Raw genomic sequence first — 15,502 nt, 5'->3', positions numbered from 1 at the left:
CATTACAAACCTGAGGAGGATTTAAGATGTCAACAGATTCCGTAGTGAAGAACTTTGATACCTGGAAAAGCTTTTTGGGAGACCGGGTCATTCAGGCCGAAAAAATGGGGATGAGCGACGAGACCATCACCAAGCTGGCGTTCGAAATCGGGGAATTCCTCGACAAGAAGGTCGATCCGGGCAACTATTCCAACCGGGCCATTAAAGAGCTGTGGGATGTCGGAACGGATGATGAGAAGCATACCATTGCCGGACTCATGGTCAAACTGGCGAAGAAAAACGCATAGTTACGCGGAAGAAGCTCCCCTTGCGGGAGCTTTTCTGCAATTATTACAATCGTGTCCTTGCCTTTCAATTTTTTTTTCTATATCATTAACATGACCCGTGTATCTGAAACAACATGCAGGGAAAAGGAATCTATGAGGTGCGCACAAGTGGAATATAAACAATGGTATATGGAGTATAAGATACATAAGAACAGACCCGGTCTGTTAGGCGACATCGCTTCTATGCTGGGTATGCTGGAAGTCAATATTCTGACGATTAACGGCGTAGAAGGCAAGACGCGCGGAATGCTGCTGGAAACAAGCGACGATGAGAAGATCATGCTGATGGGCGAGATGCTCAAGAAAGTTGATAATATAACGGTTACGGCACTCCGTACACCGCGGCTTGTAGACCGGTTGGCCGTCCGGCATGGGCGGTATATCGACCGTGATTCAGATGACCGTAAGACCTTCCGCTTCACCCGCGATGAGCTCGGGCTGCTGGTGGATTTCCTCGGTGAGGTGTTTAAAAAAGAAGGTAATCAGGTTATAGGACTACGTGGCATGCCGCGGGTAGGCAAGACGGAATCAATCATTGCCGGCAGCGTCTGTGCGATGAAGCGCTGGACGTTTGTCTCCTCAACACTTCTGCGCCAGACGGTCCGCAGCCAGCTCGCCGAAGACGAAATGAATCCGCATAATGTATTTATCATTGACGGGATCGTCAGCACTATCCGCTCGAACGAGAAGCATTATAACCTGCTGCAGAATGTCATGAGTATGGCAAGCACCAAGGTGATTGAGCATCCTGATATTTTTGTGCGGGAGTCCGAATTCACCTTCGATGACTTCGATATCATTATTGAGCTGCGCAACGCACCGAACGAAGAGATATTGTACGAGTCGTTTACGACAAGCTACAGTGAAGATCTTTAATATATTTAATCAGGAGCATTGCTCACACAACATTCAGGAGGTGATGGTATGTCGGAACTGGGCCGGCATTTGAAGGAGGCTCGTCTGCAAAAGGGGATGAGTCTTGATGATGTCCAGGAAGTAACAAAGATCCGGAAAAAATATTTGGAAGCCATCGAAGCAGGGGATTATAAAGTGCTTCCGGGCAGTTTTTATGTCCGGGCCTTTATTAAAACCTATGCCGAGGCGGTCGGGGTTAACCCGGATGAACTGATGGAGGAGCACGGCAATATGCCTGCCGCCCCCGTCGATACTACTATGGAGACCGTGATCCAGAAGCGGAGCCGCAAGCCTGAAACGGAGCGTAACGCCAAGTGGCTGCCGACCTTGCTTATGTGGACCTTTCCGATTTTAATTCTGGTGGTCATCTATTTATATGCTACTTCATCGAGTAATCAACAGGACCCGAAGCAGGCGGATACCGCAGACATGACTTCGGCAACGCAAGATCCGGCCAAGGTGAAGCCTTCACCTACTGCCGCTGGCGGAGGTGCAGTGCCTTCAGCGACAGCAGATGCGGCAGCTACACCTGATGCAGGAGCGGCGGCAACCACTGCGCCTGCTGCAACTCCAGAGCCGTCTCCATCGGCTGCTCCGGGGGCTGTTACCGTTACTCAAGACCGTAAATCGGGCAAGACGACGATCTATAAGGTCTCTGCGCCTGCCGGAAGCCAGGTTCAAGTAGTGATTGCCTCAACCGGAGTCAGCTGGCTTGAAGTGTACAAGGGCGAGAACTCCAAGGGGGAAAAGCTCAGCTTCGGGAACACCAAGGCCGGCGATAATCTCAGCTTCACGCTGGACAGCGAAGGCATGTATATCAAGTCGGGATATTCACCGGCTACGGCCATTTCGGTCAACGGACAGGCAATCACCGACGGCAAAACCTCCTCGCGTCTGCTGCTTGAACTGGATAGCGGGACGGATGGCGCTACTGGCGGGAGTACTACCGGAGAATAGTAGATCCAATGTATAGTCTTTGGCAGATTGGAGAACCTAGAAGTGTTTAACAGTTTTCTCGCCAAAGTGAGGTGTATTCTCTCATGACCGTCAGCTGGATTGTAACAGGGCTTGGTATTATTGTCAGTCTCCTGGGGTATTATTTGACACCGGGCGCCTGGGGATATGGTATTCTGGGCTTTGGACTGGCACATGTTCTGCTGGGGATTCTGGATATGTTCCGGGCTCCTGCACGCAGCAGATAATATTTAGGTGAGCGTCTCCCGGGCGGGTTCCGGGAGGCGTGTTTTTAGGTGCAAATTTAAGAATTTATATGTTCACACTATAAATTTTCCTTCTATTTCTCGCTGAAACGGTACCGTCCTTACAAAGGACGGAATGCCGTTTCCACTTGACTCTTTTCCAATATTAGACTTAGGAGCGCCTATCTCATATAATAGGAACAGACTAATTGTAACTAAAGGATGTGGAACCATGAGTTCAGAAAGTTCATTTGATATCGTATCCAAGATGGATATGCAGGAGCTGACCAATGCGGTTCATCAGACCGAGAAGGAAATTGAGAACCGGTTTGATTTCAAGAACAGCAAGAGCAGCCTGAAGCTGGAGAAGGATGCGCTTGTAGTCGCCTCAGAGGATGAATACAAGCTGAACGCAGTAATTGATATCCTCCAGACCAAGATGGTGAAGCGGGGAATCACGCTGAAGAATATGGATTTCGGCAAAGTGGAGCCGGCTTCGCTCGGCACGGTGCGCCAGCGGCTGGGGCTGCGGCAAGGGATAGACCAGGAGAACGCGAAGAAGATCAATATTCTGATCCGCGATTCCAAGCTGAAGGTCAAGAGCACCATTCAGGGTGATCAGATCCGTGTGACCGGCAAAAGCCGCGACGATCTCCAGCAGATTATCCAGCTTTTACGCAAGGCTGATTTGCCGCTTGACTTACAGTTTAACAATTTAAAGTAAGATCATGTGCCCCGCAGTGTATACTTACCTTACTTGCGGGGTGCTTTATGTTTTTTTGACACTTATTTATGGCTATAATATACTAGCTAAGCAGTTTTGAAGAACATGCTGTAATACCGGATTCGTATGGACTAGGGGAGGAACCTTCAGTGAATTTACCCAACCGTATCACATTAGCGCGTATTTGCCTTATCCCAATCATGATGTTTTTTCTGCTGGTGGACTTCAGCTTCTATCCGGAACCGATACATTGGGGCTCCTTTCAGCTTTCAATTAATCACTTGGTCGCGGCGGTTATTTTTCTGCTGGCAGCCAGTACCGATGGAATTGACGGTTACATAGCCAGAAAATATAACATGGTCACTAATCTGGGCAAGCTGCTCGATCCCCTAGCGGATAAGCTGCTGGTCTCGGCCGTGCTGATCTCATTGGTCGAGATGGGAAGATGCGATTCCTGGATTGCCATTGTTATCATCAGCCGTGAGTTTGCCGTGACCGGCCTGCGCCAGGTGGCACTGCTGGAAGGGAAGGTAGTGGCTGCAAGCAAATGGGGAAAGGTAAAAACAGTGATTCAGATTGTTGCCATTTCACTGCTGCTGCTTAACAATTTCCCGTTCCAGTTCGTCAGCATTCCTGTGGATGACATTGCCATCTGGGCGGCAGCCATCATTACCATTTACTCTGGCATTGATTATTTCGTGAAGAATAAGGAACTGCTGGATTTGAACAAAGCCTGAGATGCTGGAACAGGTTGAACCTTGCAGAATACCTACAATCAGGAGGAGAACGTCAGCTATGAAAGCAGAGATTATTGCCGTTGGAACAGAACTATTACTTGGACAAATCGTGAACAGCAATGCCCAGTTTCTTTCAGTAGAGCTGGCTGCATTAGGCATTGACGTTTATTTTCAGACCGTTGTGGGAGATAACAAAAGCCGCCTGCTGGAAGCGATCCGGATTGCTCAGAGCCGGGCGGATGTTATATTGTTCACCGGTGGCATCGGTCCGACCGAGGATGATCTGACCAAGGATGCGCTGGCTGCGGCGCTTGGCCGGACCCTGCACATTGACCAGCTGGCCATGGATCATGTGCAGCGCTTCTTTGATGACCGCAAGATTGTAATGACTGAGAATAACCGCAAGCAGGCGCTTGTCATTGAAGGGACGACTCCTCTGTCCAATGATACAGGCCTTGCGGTAGGGATTGCTTTTGCAGAAGAGGACAAATATTATATCGTGCTGCCGGGTCCGCCCCGGGAGATGAAGCCGATGTTCACGGATAAGGCCAAGCCATGGCTTCAGCAGCATGCACTTACTAGTGAAATGCCGCTCTACTCGAAGATGCTGAAGTTCGCCGGGATTGGCGAGTCGCTGCTGGAGGACAAGCTGATTGATCTGATCCGCAGCCAGAGTGATCCTACGATTGCCCCGTATGCCAAGGAAGGCGAAGTGACCGTGCGCATCTCTACCAAGGCGCCGTCCGAACGGGAGGCTATGGTCAAGCTCGATGCTCTGGAGAAGACGATTGCGGATATTCTGCCGGAGAATCTGTATGCCAACATCGATGTGCCGCTGGAGCAGCTGATTGTGGACTGGATGGCGGATGCGGGGCTCACTCTGAGTGCTGCCGAGAGCTGTACGGGCGGGCTGCTGATGGAGAGTATTACGAATATCCCGGGCAGCGCCTCCATGTTTGCCGGGGGGATCGTGTGTTATTCCAATGATATTAAGAAAAAACTGCTGAATGTGCCCTCCGCTATGCTTGAAGGCCCGGATGCCCCGGGAGCCGTGAGCCGCGAGGTTGCGGAGGTGCTGGCTGAGCAGGTGCGAATGATCGGTGACACGGACTTCGGCTTATCGGTTACCGGTGTAGCCGGACCGGGATATTCCGAGCGCAAGCCGGTGGGGCTTGTGTTCGTAGGACTGGCTGAGAGGGGCTGCAAGACAGAGGTATACGAGCTGAATCTGAAGGGCACCCGTGATAACATCCGCCTGCGCACCGTTAAGGCGCTGCTGTACCGCCTGTGGCGCCGGCTGGAAGAACGCAAGGTTGCCACTCCGCTGGAAGGCTCGGCCTTGCAATAACGGTTCAAGGCGGTATATAATTTATGTATGCGGAAGAACCGTGGCTTGAGCAATCATGCTGCGGTTTTTTGTTTTATATTATATATAACAAATTATCCTAAGGTTGTTCCTATTCACGTGATGAGCAGAAGAGAGGTACCTGCAAAAGTCTTGCATCCGGAAGGAGGCCTATGTCTTACAATAAAAGGGAGTATTATCCCTGTGAGTAAAAAAAACGAATGTATGTTCGAAAAAAGACTTGGCAAGACCTTCAATACACGTTATTATAATACTATAAACAGTGAAGGAAGTGGTCTGATTGTCAGATCGTCGTGCAGCGCTTGATATGGCGCTTCGTCAAATAGAAAAACAATTCGGTAAAGGTTCGGTAATGAAACTGGGAGAATCCACTCACATGAAAGTGGAAGTTGTACCTAGCGGATCTTTGGCACTTGATATTGCACTAGGTATTGGCGGACTTCCCAAGGGACGTATTATTGAAGTATATGGACCGGAATCTTCCGGTAAGACGACGGTTGCACTTCATGCGATCGCTGAAGTACAAAAGCAGGGCGGACAAGCTGCCTTCATCGATGCTGAGCATGCGCTTGATCCTAAGTATGCTAAGGCGCTTGGCGTTAACATTGATGAACTGCTGCTGTCCCAGCCTGATACAGGTGAACAGGCCCTCGAAATCGCTGAAGCGCTTGTACGCAGCGGAGCAGTAGACATCATTGTAGTTGACTCTGTAGCAGCATTGGTACCGAAGGCAGAAATTGAAGGCGACATGGGTGATTCTCACGTAGGCTTGCAGGCCCGTCTGATGTCTCAGGCATTGCGGAAGCTGTCAGGTGCCATCAACAAATCCAACACCATTGCGATCTTCATTAACCAGCTTCGCGAGAAGATCGGGGTAATGTTCGGTAACCCTGAGACCACTCCGGGTGGACGCGCTCTGAAATTCTACTCCTCCGTCCGTCTGGATGTGCGCCGGGTAGAGGGTATCAAGATGGGTAATGATGTCGTGGGTAACCGTACGAAGATCAAGGTTGTGAAGAACAAGGTAGCGCCTCCGTTCAAGCAAGCAGATGTAGATATCATGTACGGCGAAGGGATTTCCAGAGAGGGAAGCCTTGTGGATATCGGTACAGAGATGGATATCGTTAACAAGAGTGGTGCCTGGTATTCCTATGAAGGCGAACGTCTGGGTCAAGGACGTGAGAATTCCAAGCAGTTCCTGAAGGAACATCAGGATATTGCCCTGCTGATCGAGAACAAGATCCGTGAGGCAAGTAATCTCACGACTCTGGTAGAGGCACCATCCGAAGCGGCTGTGGCTGCGGAGCAAGAGGAAGAAGAGAAGCTGTTGCTTGAGATTGAGTAATTAAATCCCCCTCTACTTCTAATTGAATAATGAAGTCAAGATGGATAGGCGCCCTGTGAAGATGTAACAGGGTGCCTTTTCGCAAATATTTCAGCTTAAGTAGGTGATTGGCAGGATGGTTATACAATTGGATGAGGAATTCGAAGAACAGGATGAGCAGGTGCTGGCGGATTTCCCGGGAGATCAAGAGCTGGTAATTACACGGGTAGAGCGGCTCAAGAAGTCTAACTATCGTTATCTGATCCATTTCGGAGACTACAACATGACTGTTCATGAAGATGTCATGATTAAATACCGGATGATTACCGGGAGTACTTTTGTAAAAGCGGATCTGGAGGATATCGTTGCCGCAGACGAGCGCCAGCGGGCGTATGTGGAGGGGCTTAGGTATCTGGAGCGCAAGCCCAGAACGGGACAGGAGATGGCCCGCCGTTTAAGGGAGAAGGAAATAGGGGAGACTGTTATTGCCGAAGTTCTGCTCCGGCTGCAGGAGGAACGTCTGCTTGATGATCCCTTATACGCTAAGCAGTGGGCGGAGCAGCGGATTGTGAATCAGCGTAAGGGCAAAATGTGGATCAGGCAGGAGCTGCGCGAGAAGGGGATCGATAAGTCGCTGATTGCGGAAGCGCTGGATGAGATCACACCCGAGCAGGAGCTGGAGAGCGCACTGCAGACCGGACGGAAGAAATGGAATATGATCCGGGGAGATGTGAACGACAAACGCCGGAAGACAGGGGCGTTCCTGATGCGCCGGGGATTCTCAGGTGAAATGGTACGCCAGGTGATCGGGATTTTGCGGGATGAGCAGGATTCTGAGGGGGAAGAAGAGGAGTTTTACTTCCCGGATTGATTCTCTTGACTTTAATGCGGTTATCGACTCTCTTGACAAGGTCTTTTTATAAATAATAAAATATAACATGAATCGGCATAAACTAAGAATCCTTTTTCCTTCCCAAAAAGCAGACTCTTATGTTCCGGTTCGCGTACAACTCATATGAAATGTAATCGCCGGATAAGGCGGGCAATGTGCATGTGCAGCATGTGCAGTATGGCAATCGGTGTATTACCGGTTTTTTGTATGGTGATGAACGGATAGTTTAACAACTGCACAAATACCCAAGGGAAGAACCTTGGAGGATATCAACGAGGAGGTGAACAGATGGAACCATTGATCTGGGTCATTATCGTTCTCGTTGTAGCTGCAGCATTCTTTGGATTCGGTTATTTTATTCGTAAATCCCTTGCAGAAGCTAAGATTTCCAGCGCAGAGAAAGAAGCCGTAGTCATCGTGGAGAACGCGAAGAAAGAGGCGGAGGCGCTGAAGAAGGAAACGGTACTCGAAGCTAAGGATGAAGTTCATAGAATCCGTACCGAAGCTGAGAAAGAAACTCGTGAACGTCGGAATGAAATTCAACGGCAAGAGCGACGTTTGCTGCAAAAGGAAGAATCGCTGGATAAAAAAATGGAATCGCTTGAACGAAAAGAAGAACAAGTAGCTAACAAAGAGAAACGAATTGATGAAACCCAACAGCAAATTGATGTTATTTACAAGAATCAGGTTACTGAACTGGAGCGTATCTCCAATCTGAGCATCGATGATGCCAGAAGTATCATTCTCAGCAATGTAGAACAGGAAGTTCGCCATGAAACTGCTCAGATGATCAAGGAAATTGAACAGCAGGCCAAGGAAGAAGCGGACAAGAAAGCCCGCGAGATTATCACCTTGGCGATTCAACGCTGTGCGGCTGATCATGTGGCTGAAACTACGGTATCTGTCGTTACCTTGCCGAATGAAGAGATGAAGGGCCGGATTATCGGTCGTGAAGGACGTAACATCCGTGCGCTGGAGACTCTGACCGGCATTGATCTTATTATTGATGATACGCCGGAAGCCGTTATTCTGTCAGGATTTGATCCGATCCGCCGCGAAGTGGCCCGTACGGCACTCGAGAAGCTGGTGGCAGACGGACGTATCCATCCTGCACGTATTGAAGAAATGGTGGAGAAATCCCGTAAAGAAGTAGATGAACGGATTCGCGAATACGGTGAACAAGCTACCTTCGAGGTTGGCGTTCATGGTCTGCACCCGGATCTGATCAAAATTCTGGGCCGCCTGAAATTCCGCACGAGCTACGGTCAAAACGTACTTAAGCACTCCATGGAGGTTGCTTATTTGACTGGACTTATGGCCGGTGAGCTTGGGGAAGACATCGTGCTTGCAAAACGTGCCGGACTGCTGCATGATATCGGCAAAGCGCTTGATCATGAAGTGGAAGGTTCGCATGTTGAAATCGGCGTCGAACTGGCGAAGAAGTACAAGGAACATCCGGTGGTTATCAACAGTATCGCATCCCATCATGGAGATTGCGAAGCTACCTCGGTTATTGCTATGCTGGTTGGAGCTGCTGATGCTTTGTCGGCTGCCCGTCCAGGTGCACGCCGTGAGACCCTGGAAACGTACATCAAACGTCTGGAGAAGCTGGAGGAGATCTCGGAATCCTTCGAGGGTGTCGAGAAATCCTATGCCATTCAGGCGGGCCGCGAGGTTCGCGTAATGGTACAGCCTGAGAAGATTGATGATGCCGAAAGCTTCCGTCTGGCCCGCGATATTACGAAGATGATTGAGAGTGAGCTGGATTATCCGGGTCATATCAAGGTTACGGTAATCCGCGAGACACGCGCTGTAGAATATGCGAAATAAATAAGGAAATCGGCCCCCTTGCGGGGCCTTTTTTCTTGCGTGCACGCCGTGAGTTGCTGGTATATCCATTCACATTGGAGCCTGCTGAACAATCTAATAGGCTCTACCAGGCGCCACTCGCGCCGTGGAGTTTGGAATGAAGCAGAATAGGTGAAATTATACTTAAGCAGCGATTTATGGTTGGCAGAGCATACACAAACCAAAAATTTAGGAGGAGAAGATTATTAAAGTTTTATTTATCGGAGACATTGTAGGCAATACAGGCAGAAAAGCGCTGCGTGAAATGCTGCCATCCCTGAAAAGTAAATATCAGCCGCATATCATCATTGCCAATGGTGAGAATGCCGCTGCCGGAAGAGGAATCACCGCTGCCATCGCTAACGAATTTTTCAACTGGGGTGTCCACGGCATTACGATGGGCAACCACACCTGGGACAACAAGGATATCTTTGAGTTCATCGACGACGAGCCGCGGATTATCCGTCCGGCTAACTTCCCGCCGGGAACACCGGGTCGGGGGTACACCGTCGTTAAGGGAAATGGCAAGCAGCTGGCGATTGTGAATCTGCAGGGCCGCACTTTTCTTCCGGCGATCGATGATCCGTTCCGGGTAGGCGAGGAGATTGTGGAAGAGCTGCGCAGAGAGCATAAGTGCATTCTGGTGGATTTCCATGCGGAAGCAACCTCTGAGAAAATAGCGATGGGCTATTTTATGGATGGACTGGCTTCGATTGTAGTCGGCACACACACTCATGTGCAGAGCAACGATGATGTGATCCTGCCTGGAGGTACAGCGTATCTTACAGATGCGGGTATGGTTGGTTCAAGAGAAGGGATTCTGGGTATGGAAAAGGATGCGATCATCTATAAATTTACAACTCAGCTTCCCTCCCGGTTTGTAGTCGACGAAGGCAAATGGCAGCTGCATGGTCTATTCGCAGAACTTGATGAAGCTACAGGCAGAGCGACACGACTGGAGAAGATCCGGCTGCGTGAGGATGAATGGGTGATGAGCTAATTCGGTAAAACTCATTTTGTTTTGGGTAAAGTGTGATATTTATTATATCGAAAAAGAGTATCTTTTGAACTATTTTCTCCGGAGAGGTCCGCAAAAAGAAGGAATTAATTCTTCTGAAGCGAATAACATCTACTGTAGTGGAAGAAGAACACCATCATTTTCCCAGGGGAGGTACTTACTATGGATGTATTAAAAGTATCAGCTAAATCCAATCCAAATTCCGTTGCTGGCGCATTAGCAGGTGTTCTTCGCGAACGTGGATCGGCCGAGCTACAAGCTATTGGAGCAGGAGCACTGAACCAGGCCGTTAAGGCCGTTGCCATCGCCCGGGGATTTGTCGCACCTAGCGGAGTGGACTTGATCTGTATTCCGGCTTTTACGGATATAGTGATTGATGGGGAAGACCGGACGGCAATCAAACTTATTGTAGAACCTAGATAATCAAGTGAATGTGAATCATTTAGATTAAGCCTGTTTACACTGTAAACAGGCTTTTTGCTGTGCTGACTGCTGCTTCCTTTAGGCGCATATATATAAAATAGACACTGGGCCGTCAACGGTTCATTCAGATATTCATAAGGTGAAGGAAGAAGGAGAGCTGACCTATGATAGGAAACAGGAAGCTGCGGGTAGCGGATTTTCATTGTGATGCTCTGAGTAAGCTGCAGGCGACTCCAGGGATAGACTTCAGGAATGATCCCCGGCTGGATGTGACCGCAGAGCGGCTGGTGGAGGGAAATGTCGGACTGCAGGTTTTTGCCATCTATTTGTCTGCGGTGCGCGGAAGGGCCAAATTCGAGGATATTCTGGGGCAAATCGAGTGTTTTCATCAGAAGGTTGCTTGTCCTGGAGGGCTTCAGTGGCTGCGATGGAAGGAGGAAGTGCAGGAAGGCAGCTTAACTGCTTCAGCCTATGGAATGCTCTCTCTGGAGGGCGTAGACGGTCTGGAGGGCAATCTGTTCTATGCCCAGTTATGCTTCGAGCTGGGTGTGCGTTGCCTGGGGATTACCTGGAACTATGCTAACTGGGCCGCGGACGGCGTGCTGGAGCGGCGGAATGGCGGTTTCACCGAGCATGGCCGGAAGCTGATCGACTGGTGCAACCGGAGTGGAATGCTGCTGGATGTGTCGCATTTAGCCCCGACAGGCTTCTGGGAGCTGCAGGAGCTCAGTGCCCGTCCGTTCATTGCTTCGCATTCCAATTGCGCTGCGGTCTGCAGTCATCCCCGCAATCTGAGTGATGATCAGCTGAAGGCTTTGATTGCCAAGGACGGGCGAATTGGGCTTACCTTTGTCCCCTGGTTCGTGCGGGATGGAGGAGGGACCAAGCGGGAGGATATGCGGAGGCATATTGAGCATGTTTGTGGTCTTGGCGGGAGCGGACAGCTGATGTTCGGCTCGGATTTTGACGGGATTGACTCGTGGGTAGAAGGGCTGGAGCATCCGGGACAATATGCGGAGTTCGCCGATATGCTGTTGAAATACTATCCCGAAGCTGATGTACGGGGCTGGCTATATGAGAATGCGCTAGGGTTCTTGAGGGAACAACTGCCTTCTTCCGCAGATAGAGCCTCTGTTCTCGCCAGGAAGTGACTATGAATTGGAAAAACCAGGATGAAGCATTCACAGAATCGTAATATGCCCGGAAAAAAGCCTCGCATTGTGATGCGGGTCTTTTTATTTGTGGGTAAATAGATGTATAATGTTCAGTGGCTTGTACAGATACTAGAGAAAATACAAGGAGTGACTTAAAAATGAGCAAGACTGTACCCGTAGGTGTGTCGGCCCGGCATATTCACCTTACGCAGGAGCACGTAGAAGCATTGTTCGGCCCAGGTTACCAATTGACCGAGTTCAAACCTCTGTCCCAACCCGGACAATTCGCAGCGAATGAGCAAGTGGCTGTAATTGGTTCGAAAGGGAAGTTCGACAAAGTTAGAATCCTCGGACCTGCCCGTCCGGCTTCGCAGCTGGAAGTATCCCGCACAGACTCCTTCAGCCTCGGCGTGAAGGCACCTGTCCGTGAATCCGGCAATATTGAAGGAACACCAGGAATTACGATTAAAGGACCTGCCGGTGAAGTTGAGCTGGAGACTGGCGTTATTGTAGCAGCGCGCCACATCCACTTCCACACTTCCGAAGCAGAAGCTTGGGGCATTGCCGATAAGCAGCTCCTGAAGGTACGTCTGGGCGGCGAACGCGGCCTGGTGCTGGAGAACGTGATTGCACGCGTATCCGACAGCTTCAAGCTGGATATGCACATCGATACCGATGAAGCTAACGCTGCAGGTGCCAATAATGGCGATACCGCTGAAATCCTAGACTAGTATTTTATTATAGTGAAGACAAGAGCAGGGGACCCATCCTCTGCTTTTTTGTTATATATTTTTTTGAAAAGAAAGAAATGAAAGTTTTCATATTCGCTTTTCTGTGTTATCATTATGTGTTATAACTTTGCTGAGCGCTATGTGGAGACGCCGCAAAAGGAATACACAGTACTGGAATTAAGGATTCACCAATATATGTATGCACAATGAAGGAGATAAAATGACATTTAACGATTTGAACCTGATCCCCCCGATTCTTAAGGCGCTTAGCCTGGAAAACTATACATCCCCAACCCCTATTCAGGAAGAGTCTATTCCTGCGGCATTAGCCGGCAGAGACATCCTGGGCTGTGCACAGACCGGTACCGGTAAAACGGCGGCCTTCTCATTGCCGATTATTCAGCTGCTGAGCCAGCAGCCGGGCAGAACTGGCGGAGGCAAACGCATCCGTTCCCTGATTCTTACGCCTACCCGTGAGCTGGCGCTGCAAATTCAGGAGAACATTCAGGCCTACAGCAAGTTCACAACGATCCGTTCGACAGCCATTGTCGGTGGAGTATCACAGAAGGCGCAGGAGCGGGCGCTTGCCATCGGTGCCGACATTCTGATTGCTACACCGGGCCGACTGATTGACCTGATCAGCCAAAAGCGTGTGGATCTGCAGCATGTGCAGATTCTGGTGCTGGATGAAGCGGACCGCATGCTGGATATGGGCTTCATTCATGATGTGAAGCGGATTATCGCCAAGATGCCGCTCAAGAAGCAGACCTTGTTCTTCTCGGCGACCATGCCTACAGAGATTTCGCAGCTGGTCAAGACACTGCTGGTCAATCCGGTGAAAATCGAGATCACTCCGGTATCCTCCACAGTAGACAGAATTGAACAGTCGATTTATCTGCTGGAGAACGGAAATAAGCAGAATCAGCTGAACCGTCTGCTGCAGGACCCGTCGATTGTATCGGCACTGGTATTCACACGCACCAAACGCGGCGCGGACCGGGTAACCCGGGATTTAACCCGTATTAATATTACAGCACAGGCCATTCACGGCAACAAATCACAGAATGAGCGCCAGAATGCGCTGAGAAATTTCAAGAGCGGAGCGACCCGCGTGCTGGTAGCTACAGACATCGCTGCGCGCGGAATTGATATTGATGAGCTATCTCATGTTATCAACTTCAATCTGCCGAATATCCCGGAAACCTATGTTCACCGGATTGGCCGGACCGGCCGTGCGGGGATGAGCGGTATCGCCATCTCGCTGTGCGAAGCGGAGGAAATTCCGTATCTGAAGGATATCCAGAAGCTGATCGGCAAGACGATTCCGGAGGTCAAGGATCATGCGTACCCGATGTCTAAGAGCAATCTGGCATTGCTGGCAGACCGTCCCGGCAAAGCACCGGTCAAACCGTCGCAGAAAGCCAAGACGAATCCGCCCCGCAAGCCGAAGTCGGAATGGTTCGCACAAGGCAAACAGCAGGGCGGCAGTAACGCAGGTGGCGCTAAGGGTGCATCGGGCAGCGGTAATGCAGGCGGTGGAACTAGAAGTGCATCGGGCAGCGGGTATGCTGGCGGTGGAGCGAGAGGTGCTTCGGGGAGCCAGGCTAATGCCAGCGGCCGTCCTAGTGGCATCCAGAGTCAGAAATCACCCGGCGGCTCATATGGCCGTTCAAACCCATCAGGCAGCAGACCTGGCGGCAGCCAGAGCGGTCGTCCGTCCAGCCGTCCAGCGGCTAAAGCGGGCCGCTCGTAATCGACTTGCAACTTGCAGTAATACTAGACAGTAATGCTAAACCCGATCTAAAAAAACCCGCCATTCTCAGTATCTCACTGAAAATGGCGGGTTTTTGTCTGTTACATGACTCTTGTCTGTTACATCGCTTCTTGTCTGCCCATGACAGCTTCCCCTGCAAGGTAGGCGCCCAGCTCTTCGCGCAGCGCGGCGCTGATGGAAGTCATTGGCAGGCGCAGCGTATCCGAGGAGAGCTCTCCGAGTTCGCTGAGCAGCCATTTGATCGGGGCTGGGTTGGACTCCTTGAACAGCAGCTTCATCAGCGGCACCAGCTGATCATACGCAGCCTGTGCAGCCTCAACCTGACCGGCTCTGTACTGCTCGTAGATACTGAGGAAGCGGCCGGTATATACATTGGCTGAGGCCAGCATGCCTCCGGCGGCTCCATAGCCCAGCATCTCGAAGAAATGCAGATCGTCGCCGCAGAGCACAGGCTTGCCGCCGCTCCTCGACAGCTCGGAGACGAGCAGGGGGGAGCCGGAGCAGTCTTTTAAGCCTACGACATTATTCATCTCCAGGATCGTACGGGCGGTGTCCAACGTCATGCCGACTCCAGTGCGGCCCGGGATATCGTAAGCCATAATGGGCAGACCCACCTCTGCCGCCTTGCGGAAATGGGCGATGATGCCTTCCTGAGACGGACGGCTGTAATAAGGGACAACCACCAGTGCGGCATCGGCACCTGCGTTCGCCGCCAGCTCAGTACGGGCTACGGTAGAGTATGTATCATTCGTACCTGTGCCCACCACGAGCGGGATAGAGCTGGACTTCAAAAGTTCCCGTGAGGCATCCACGAGCGACTGTAATTCCTGTATATTGACTGTCGGCGATTCTCCAGTGGTTCCATTGACGACCAGACCATGAATATTGTTCTTGATGATGTTGTTCACATAACGCTGATACGATTCCAGATCAAGCTCACCAGCAGCATGGAACGGGGTGACCACGGGAACATAAATTCCATAAATCTGTTCTTCTGTTAACATGAATATCGTCCTCCAAAAATGTAAAATCCGTTTGTTCTACTGTACCATGGATTCTTGCATCGTTGTT

General features: G+C 50.5%; 16 protein-coding genes. 15 read left to right on the top strand and 1 reads right to left on the bottom strand.

What is annotated here, in order from left to right; genetic code table 11:
• Positions 1 to 26: 26 nt before the first annotated feature.
• From NYE24_RS06210 to NYE24_RS06140, 15 genes are all read left to right on the top strand, one after another.
• A complete protein-coding gene (locus NYE24_RS06210) occupies positions 27 to 287 on the top strand; it encodes a DUF3243 domain-containing protein (protein ID WP_036692667.1) in 261 nt (86 codons plus the stop codon).
• A 147-nt stretch (positions 288 to 434) separates the two neighbouring features.
• The gene (locus NYE24_RS06205; RefSeq protein WP_036692668.1) at positions 435 to 1,202 is read left to right on the top strand and encodes a DUF3388 domain-containing protein; all 768 of its coding nucleotides are present in this window, start codon (positions 435 to 437) and stop codon (positions 1,200 to 1,202) included.
• A gap of 48 nt (positions 1,203 to 1,250) precedes the next feature.
• Positions 1,251 to 2,198 (top strand): RodZ domain-containing protein, encoded by a 948-nt coding sequence (locus NYE24_RS06200; RefSeq protein WP_036692669.1) that lies wholly within the window; start codon positions 1,251 to 1,253, stop codon positions 2,196 to 2,198.
• An 83-nt stretch (positions 2,199 to 2,281) separates the two neighbouring features.
• Positions 2,282 to 2,443, top strand: a complete 162-nt coding sequence (locus tag NYE24_RS06195) for a hypothetical protein (RefSeq protein WP_179090467.1) — start codon at positions 2,282 to 2,284, stop codon at positions 2,441 to 2,443.
• Positions 2,444 to 2,672: 229 nt separating this feature from the next.
• A complete protein-coding gene (locus tag NYE24_RS06190; protein ID WP_036692670.1) occupies positions 2,673 to 3,164 on the top strand; it encodes a YajQ family cyclic di-GMP-binding protein in 492 nt (163 codons plus the stop codon).
• Between the two features lie 149 nt (positions 3,165 to 3,313).
• Positions 3,314 to 3,901: a CDP-diacylglycerol--glycerol-3-phosphate 3-phosphatidyltransferase gene (gene pgsA, locus NYE24_RS06185; RefSeq protein ID WP_036692672.1), complete on the top strand. Its 588-nt coding sequence runs from the start codon at positions 3,314 to 3,316 to the stop codon at positions 3,899 to 3,901.
• Positions 3,902 to 3,959: 58 nt separating this feature from the next.
• Positions 3,960 to 5,249, top strand: coding sequence for a competence/damage-inducible protein A (locus tag NYE24_RS06180; protein WP_036692673.1), 1,290 nt, complete (start codon positions 3,960 to 3,962; stop codon positions 5,247 to 5,249).
• A gap of 298 nt (positions 5,250 to 5,547) precedes the next feature.
• Positions 5,548 to 6,612 carry a recombinase RecA gene (gene recA, locus NYE24_RS06175; RefSeq protein WP_036692675.1) on the top strand — a complete coding sequence of 355 codons (1,065 nt, stop codon included), beginning with the start codon at positions 5,548 to 5,550 and terminating at the stop codon, positions 6,610 to 6,612.
• Positions 6,613 to 6,727: 115 nt separating this feature from the next.
• Entirely contained in the window at positions 6,728 to 7,462 is a 735-nt protein-coding gene (locus NYE24_RS06170) for a RecX family transcriptional regulator (RefSeq protein WP_036692677.1), read from the top strand.
• A 309-nt stretch (positions 7,463 to 7,771) separates the two neighbouring features.
• On the top strand, positions 7,772 to 9,313 hold the full coding sequence (gene rny, locus NYE24_RS06165) for a ribonuclease Y (protein WP_036692679.1): 1,542 nt from the start codon (positions 7,772 to 7,774) through the stop codon (positions 9,311 to 9,313).
• Positions 9,314 to 9,536: 223 nt separating this feature from the next.
• Positions 9,537 to 10,331: a TIGR00282 family metallophosphoesterase gene (locus NYE24_RS06160; RefSeq protein ID WP_036692681.1), complete on the top strand. Its 795-nt coding sequence runs from the start codon at positions 9,537 to 9,539 to the stop codon at positions 10,329 to 10,331.
• A 180-nt stretch (positions 10,332 to 10,511) separates the two neighbouring features.
• Entirely contained in the window at positions 10,512 to 10,772 is a 261-nt protein-coding gene (locus tag NYE24_RS06155) for a stage V sporulation protein S (RefSeq protein ID WP_019910496.1), read from the top strand.
• Between the two features lie 164 nt (positions 10,773 to 10,936).
• On the top strand, positions 10,937 to 11,923 hold the full coding sequence (locus NYE24_RS06150; RefSeq protein WP_342478304.1) for a membrane dipeptidase: 987 nt from the start codon (positions 10,937 to 10,939) through the stop codon (positions 11,921 to 11,923).
• A gap of 161 nt (positions 11,924 to 12,084) precedes the next feature.
• Positions 12,085 to 12,657, top strand: a complete 573-nt coding sequence (locus NYE24_RS06145; protein WP_036692683.1) for a phosphate propanoyltransferase — start codon at positions 12,085 to 12,087, stop codon at positions 12,655 to 12,657.
• A gap of 220 nt (positions 12,658 to 12,877) precedes the next feature.
• Entirely contained in the window at positions 12,878 to 14,410 is a 1,533-nt protein-coding gene (locus tag NYE24_RS06140) for a DEAD/DEAH box helicase (protein ID WP_036692685.1), read from the top strand.
• A gap of 119 nt (positions 14,411 to 14,529) precedes the next feature.
• On the opposite strand, the gene dapA is transcribed toward NYE24_RS06140, so the two are convergent.
• Positions 14,530 to 15,435: a 4-hydroxy-tetrahydrodipicolinate synthase gene (dapA, locus tag NYE24_RS06135; RefSeq protein ID WP_076158351.1), complete on the bottom strand. Its 906-nt coding sequence runs from the start codon at positions 15,433 to 15,435 to the stop codon at positions 14,530 to 14,532.
• Between the last annotated feature and the right edge of the window lie 67 nt (positions 15,436 to 15,502).

This window comes from Paenibacillus sp. FSL H7-0350, from assembly GCF_038593195.1.
Classification (GTDB): Bacteria; Bacillota; Bacilli; order Paenibacillales; family Paenibacillaceae; genus Paenibacillus_AQ.
The sequence above is the reverse complement of the archived record's forward strand: the minus strand, read 5'-3'. Positions and strand labels throughout refer to the sequence as shown.

Coding starts and splice junctions, on each gene's coding strand:
- NYE24_RS06210 (WP_036692667.1), top strand. CDS start 27: ATGTCAACAGATTCCGTAGTGAAGAACTTTGATACCTGGAAAAGCTTT.
- NYE24_RS06200 (WP_036692669.1), top strand. CDS start 1,251: ATGTCGGAACTGGGCCGGCATTTGAAGGAGGCTCGTCTGCAAAAGGGG.
- NYE24_RS06195 (WP_179090467.1), top strand. CDS start 2,282: ATGACCGTCAGCTGGATTGTAACAGGGCTTGGTATTATTGTCAGTCTC.
- NYE24_RS06190 (WP_036692670.1), top strand. CDS start 2,673: ATGAGTTCAGAAAGTTCATTTGATATCGTATCCAAGATGGATATGCAG.
- NYE24_RS06180 (WP_036692673.1), top strand. CDS start 3,960: ATGAAAGCAGAGATTATTGCCGTTGGAACAGAACTATTACTTGGACAA.
- NYE24_RS06170 (WP_036692677.1), top strand. CDS start 6,728: ATGGTTATACAATTGGATGAGGAATTCGAAGAACAGGATGAGCAGGTG.
- rny (WP_036692679.1), top strand. CDS start 7,772: ATGGAACCATTGATCTGGGTCATTATCGTTCTCGTTGTAGCTGCAGCA.
- NYE24_RS06155 (WP_019910496.1), top strand. CDS start 10,512: ATGGATGTATTAAAAGTATCAGCTAAATCCAATCCAAATTCCGTTGCT.
- NYE24_RS06150 (WP_342478304.1), top strand. CDS start 10,937: ATGATAGGAAACAGGAAGCTGCGGGTAGCGGATTTTCATTGTGATGCT.
- NYE24_RS06145 (WP_036692683.1), top strand. CDS start 12,085: ATGAGCAAGACTGTACCCGTAGGTGTGTCGGCCCGGCATATTCACCTT.
- NYE24_RS06140 (WP_036692685.1), top strand. CDS start 12,878: ATGACATTTAACGATTTGAACCTGATCCCCCCGATTCTTAAGGCGCTT.
- dapA (WP_076158351.1), bottom strand. CDS start 15,435: ATGTTAACAGAAGAACAGATTTATGGAATTTATGTTCCCGTGGTCACC.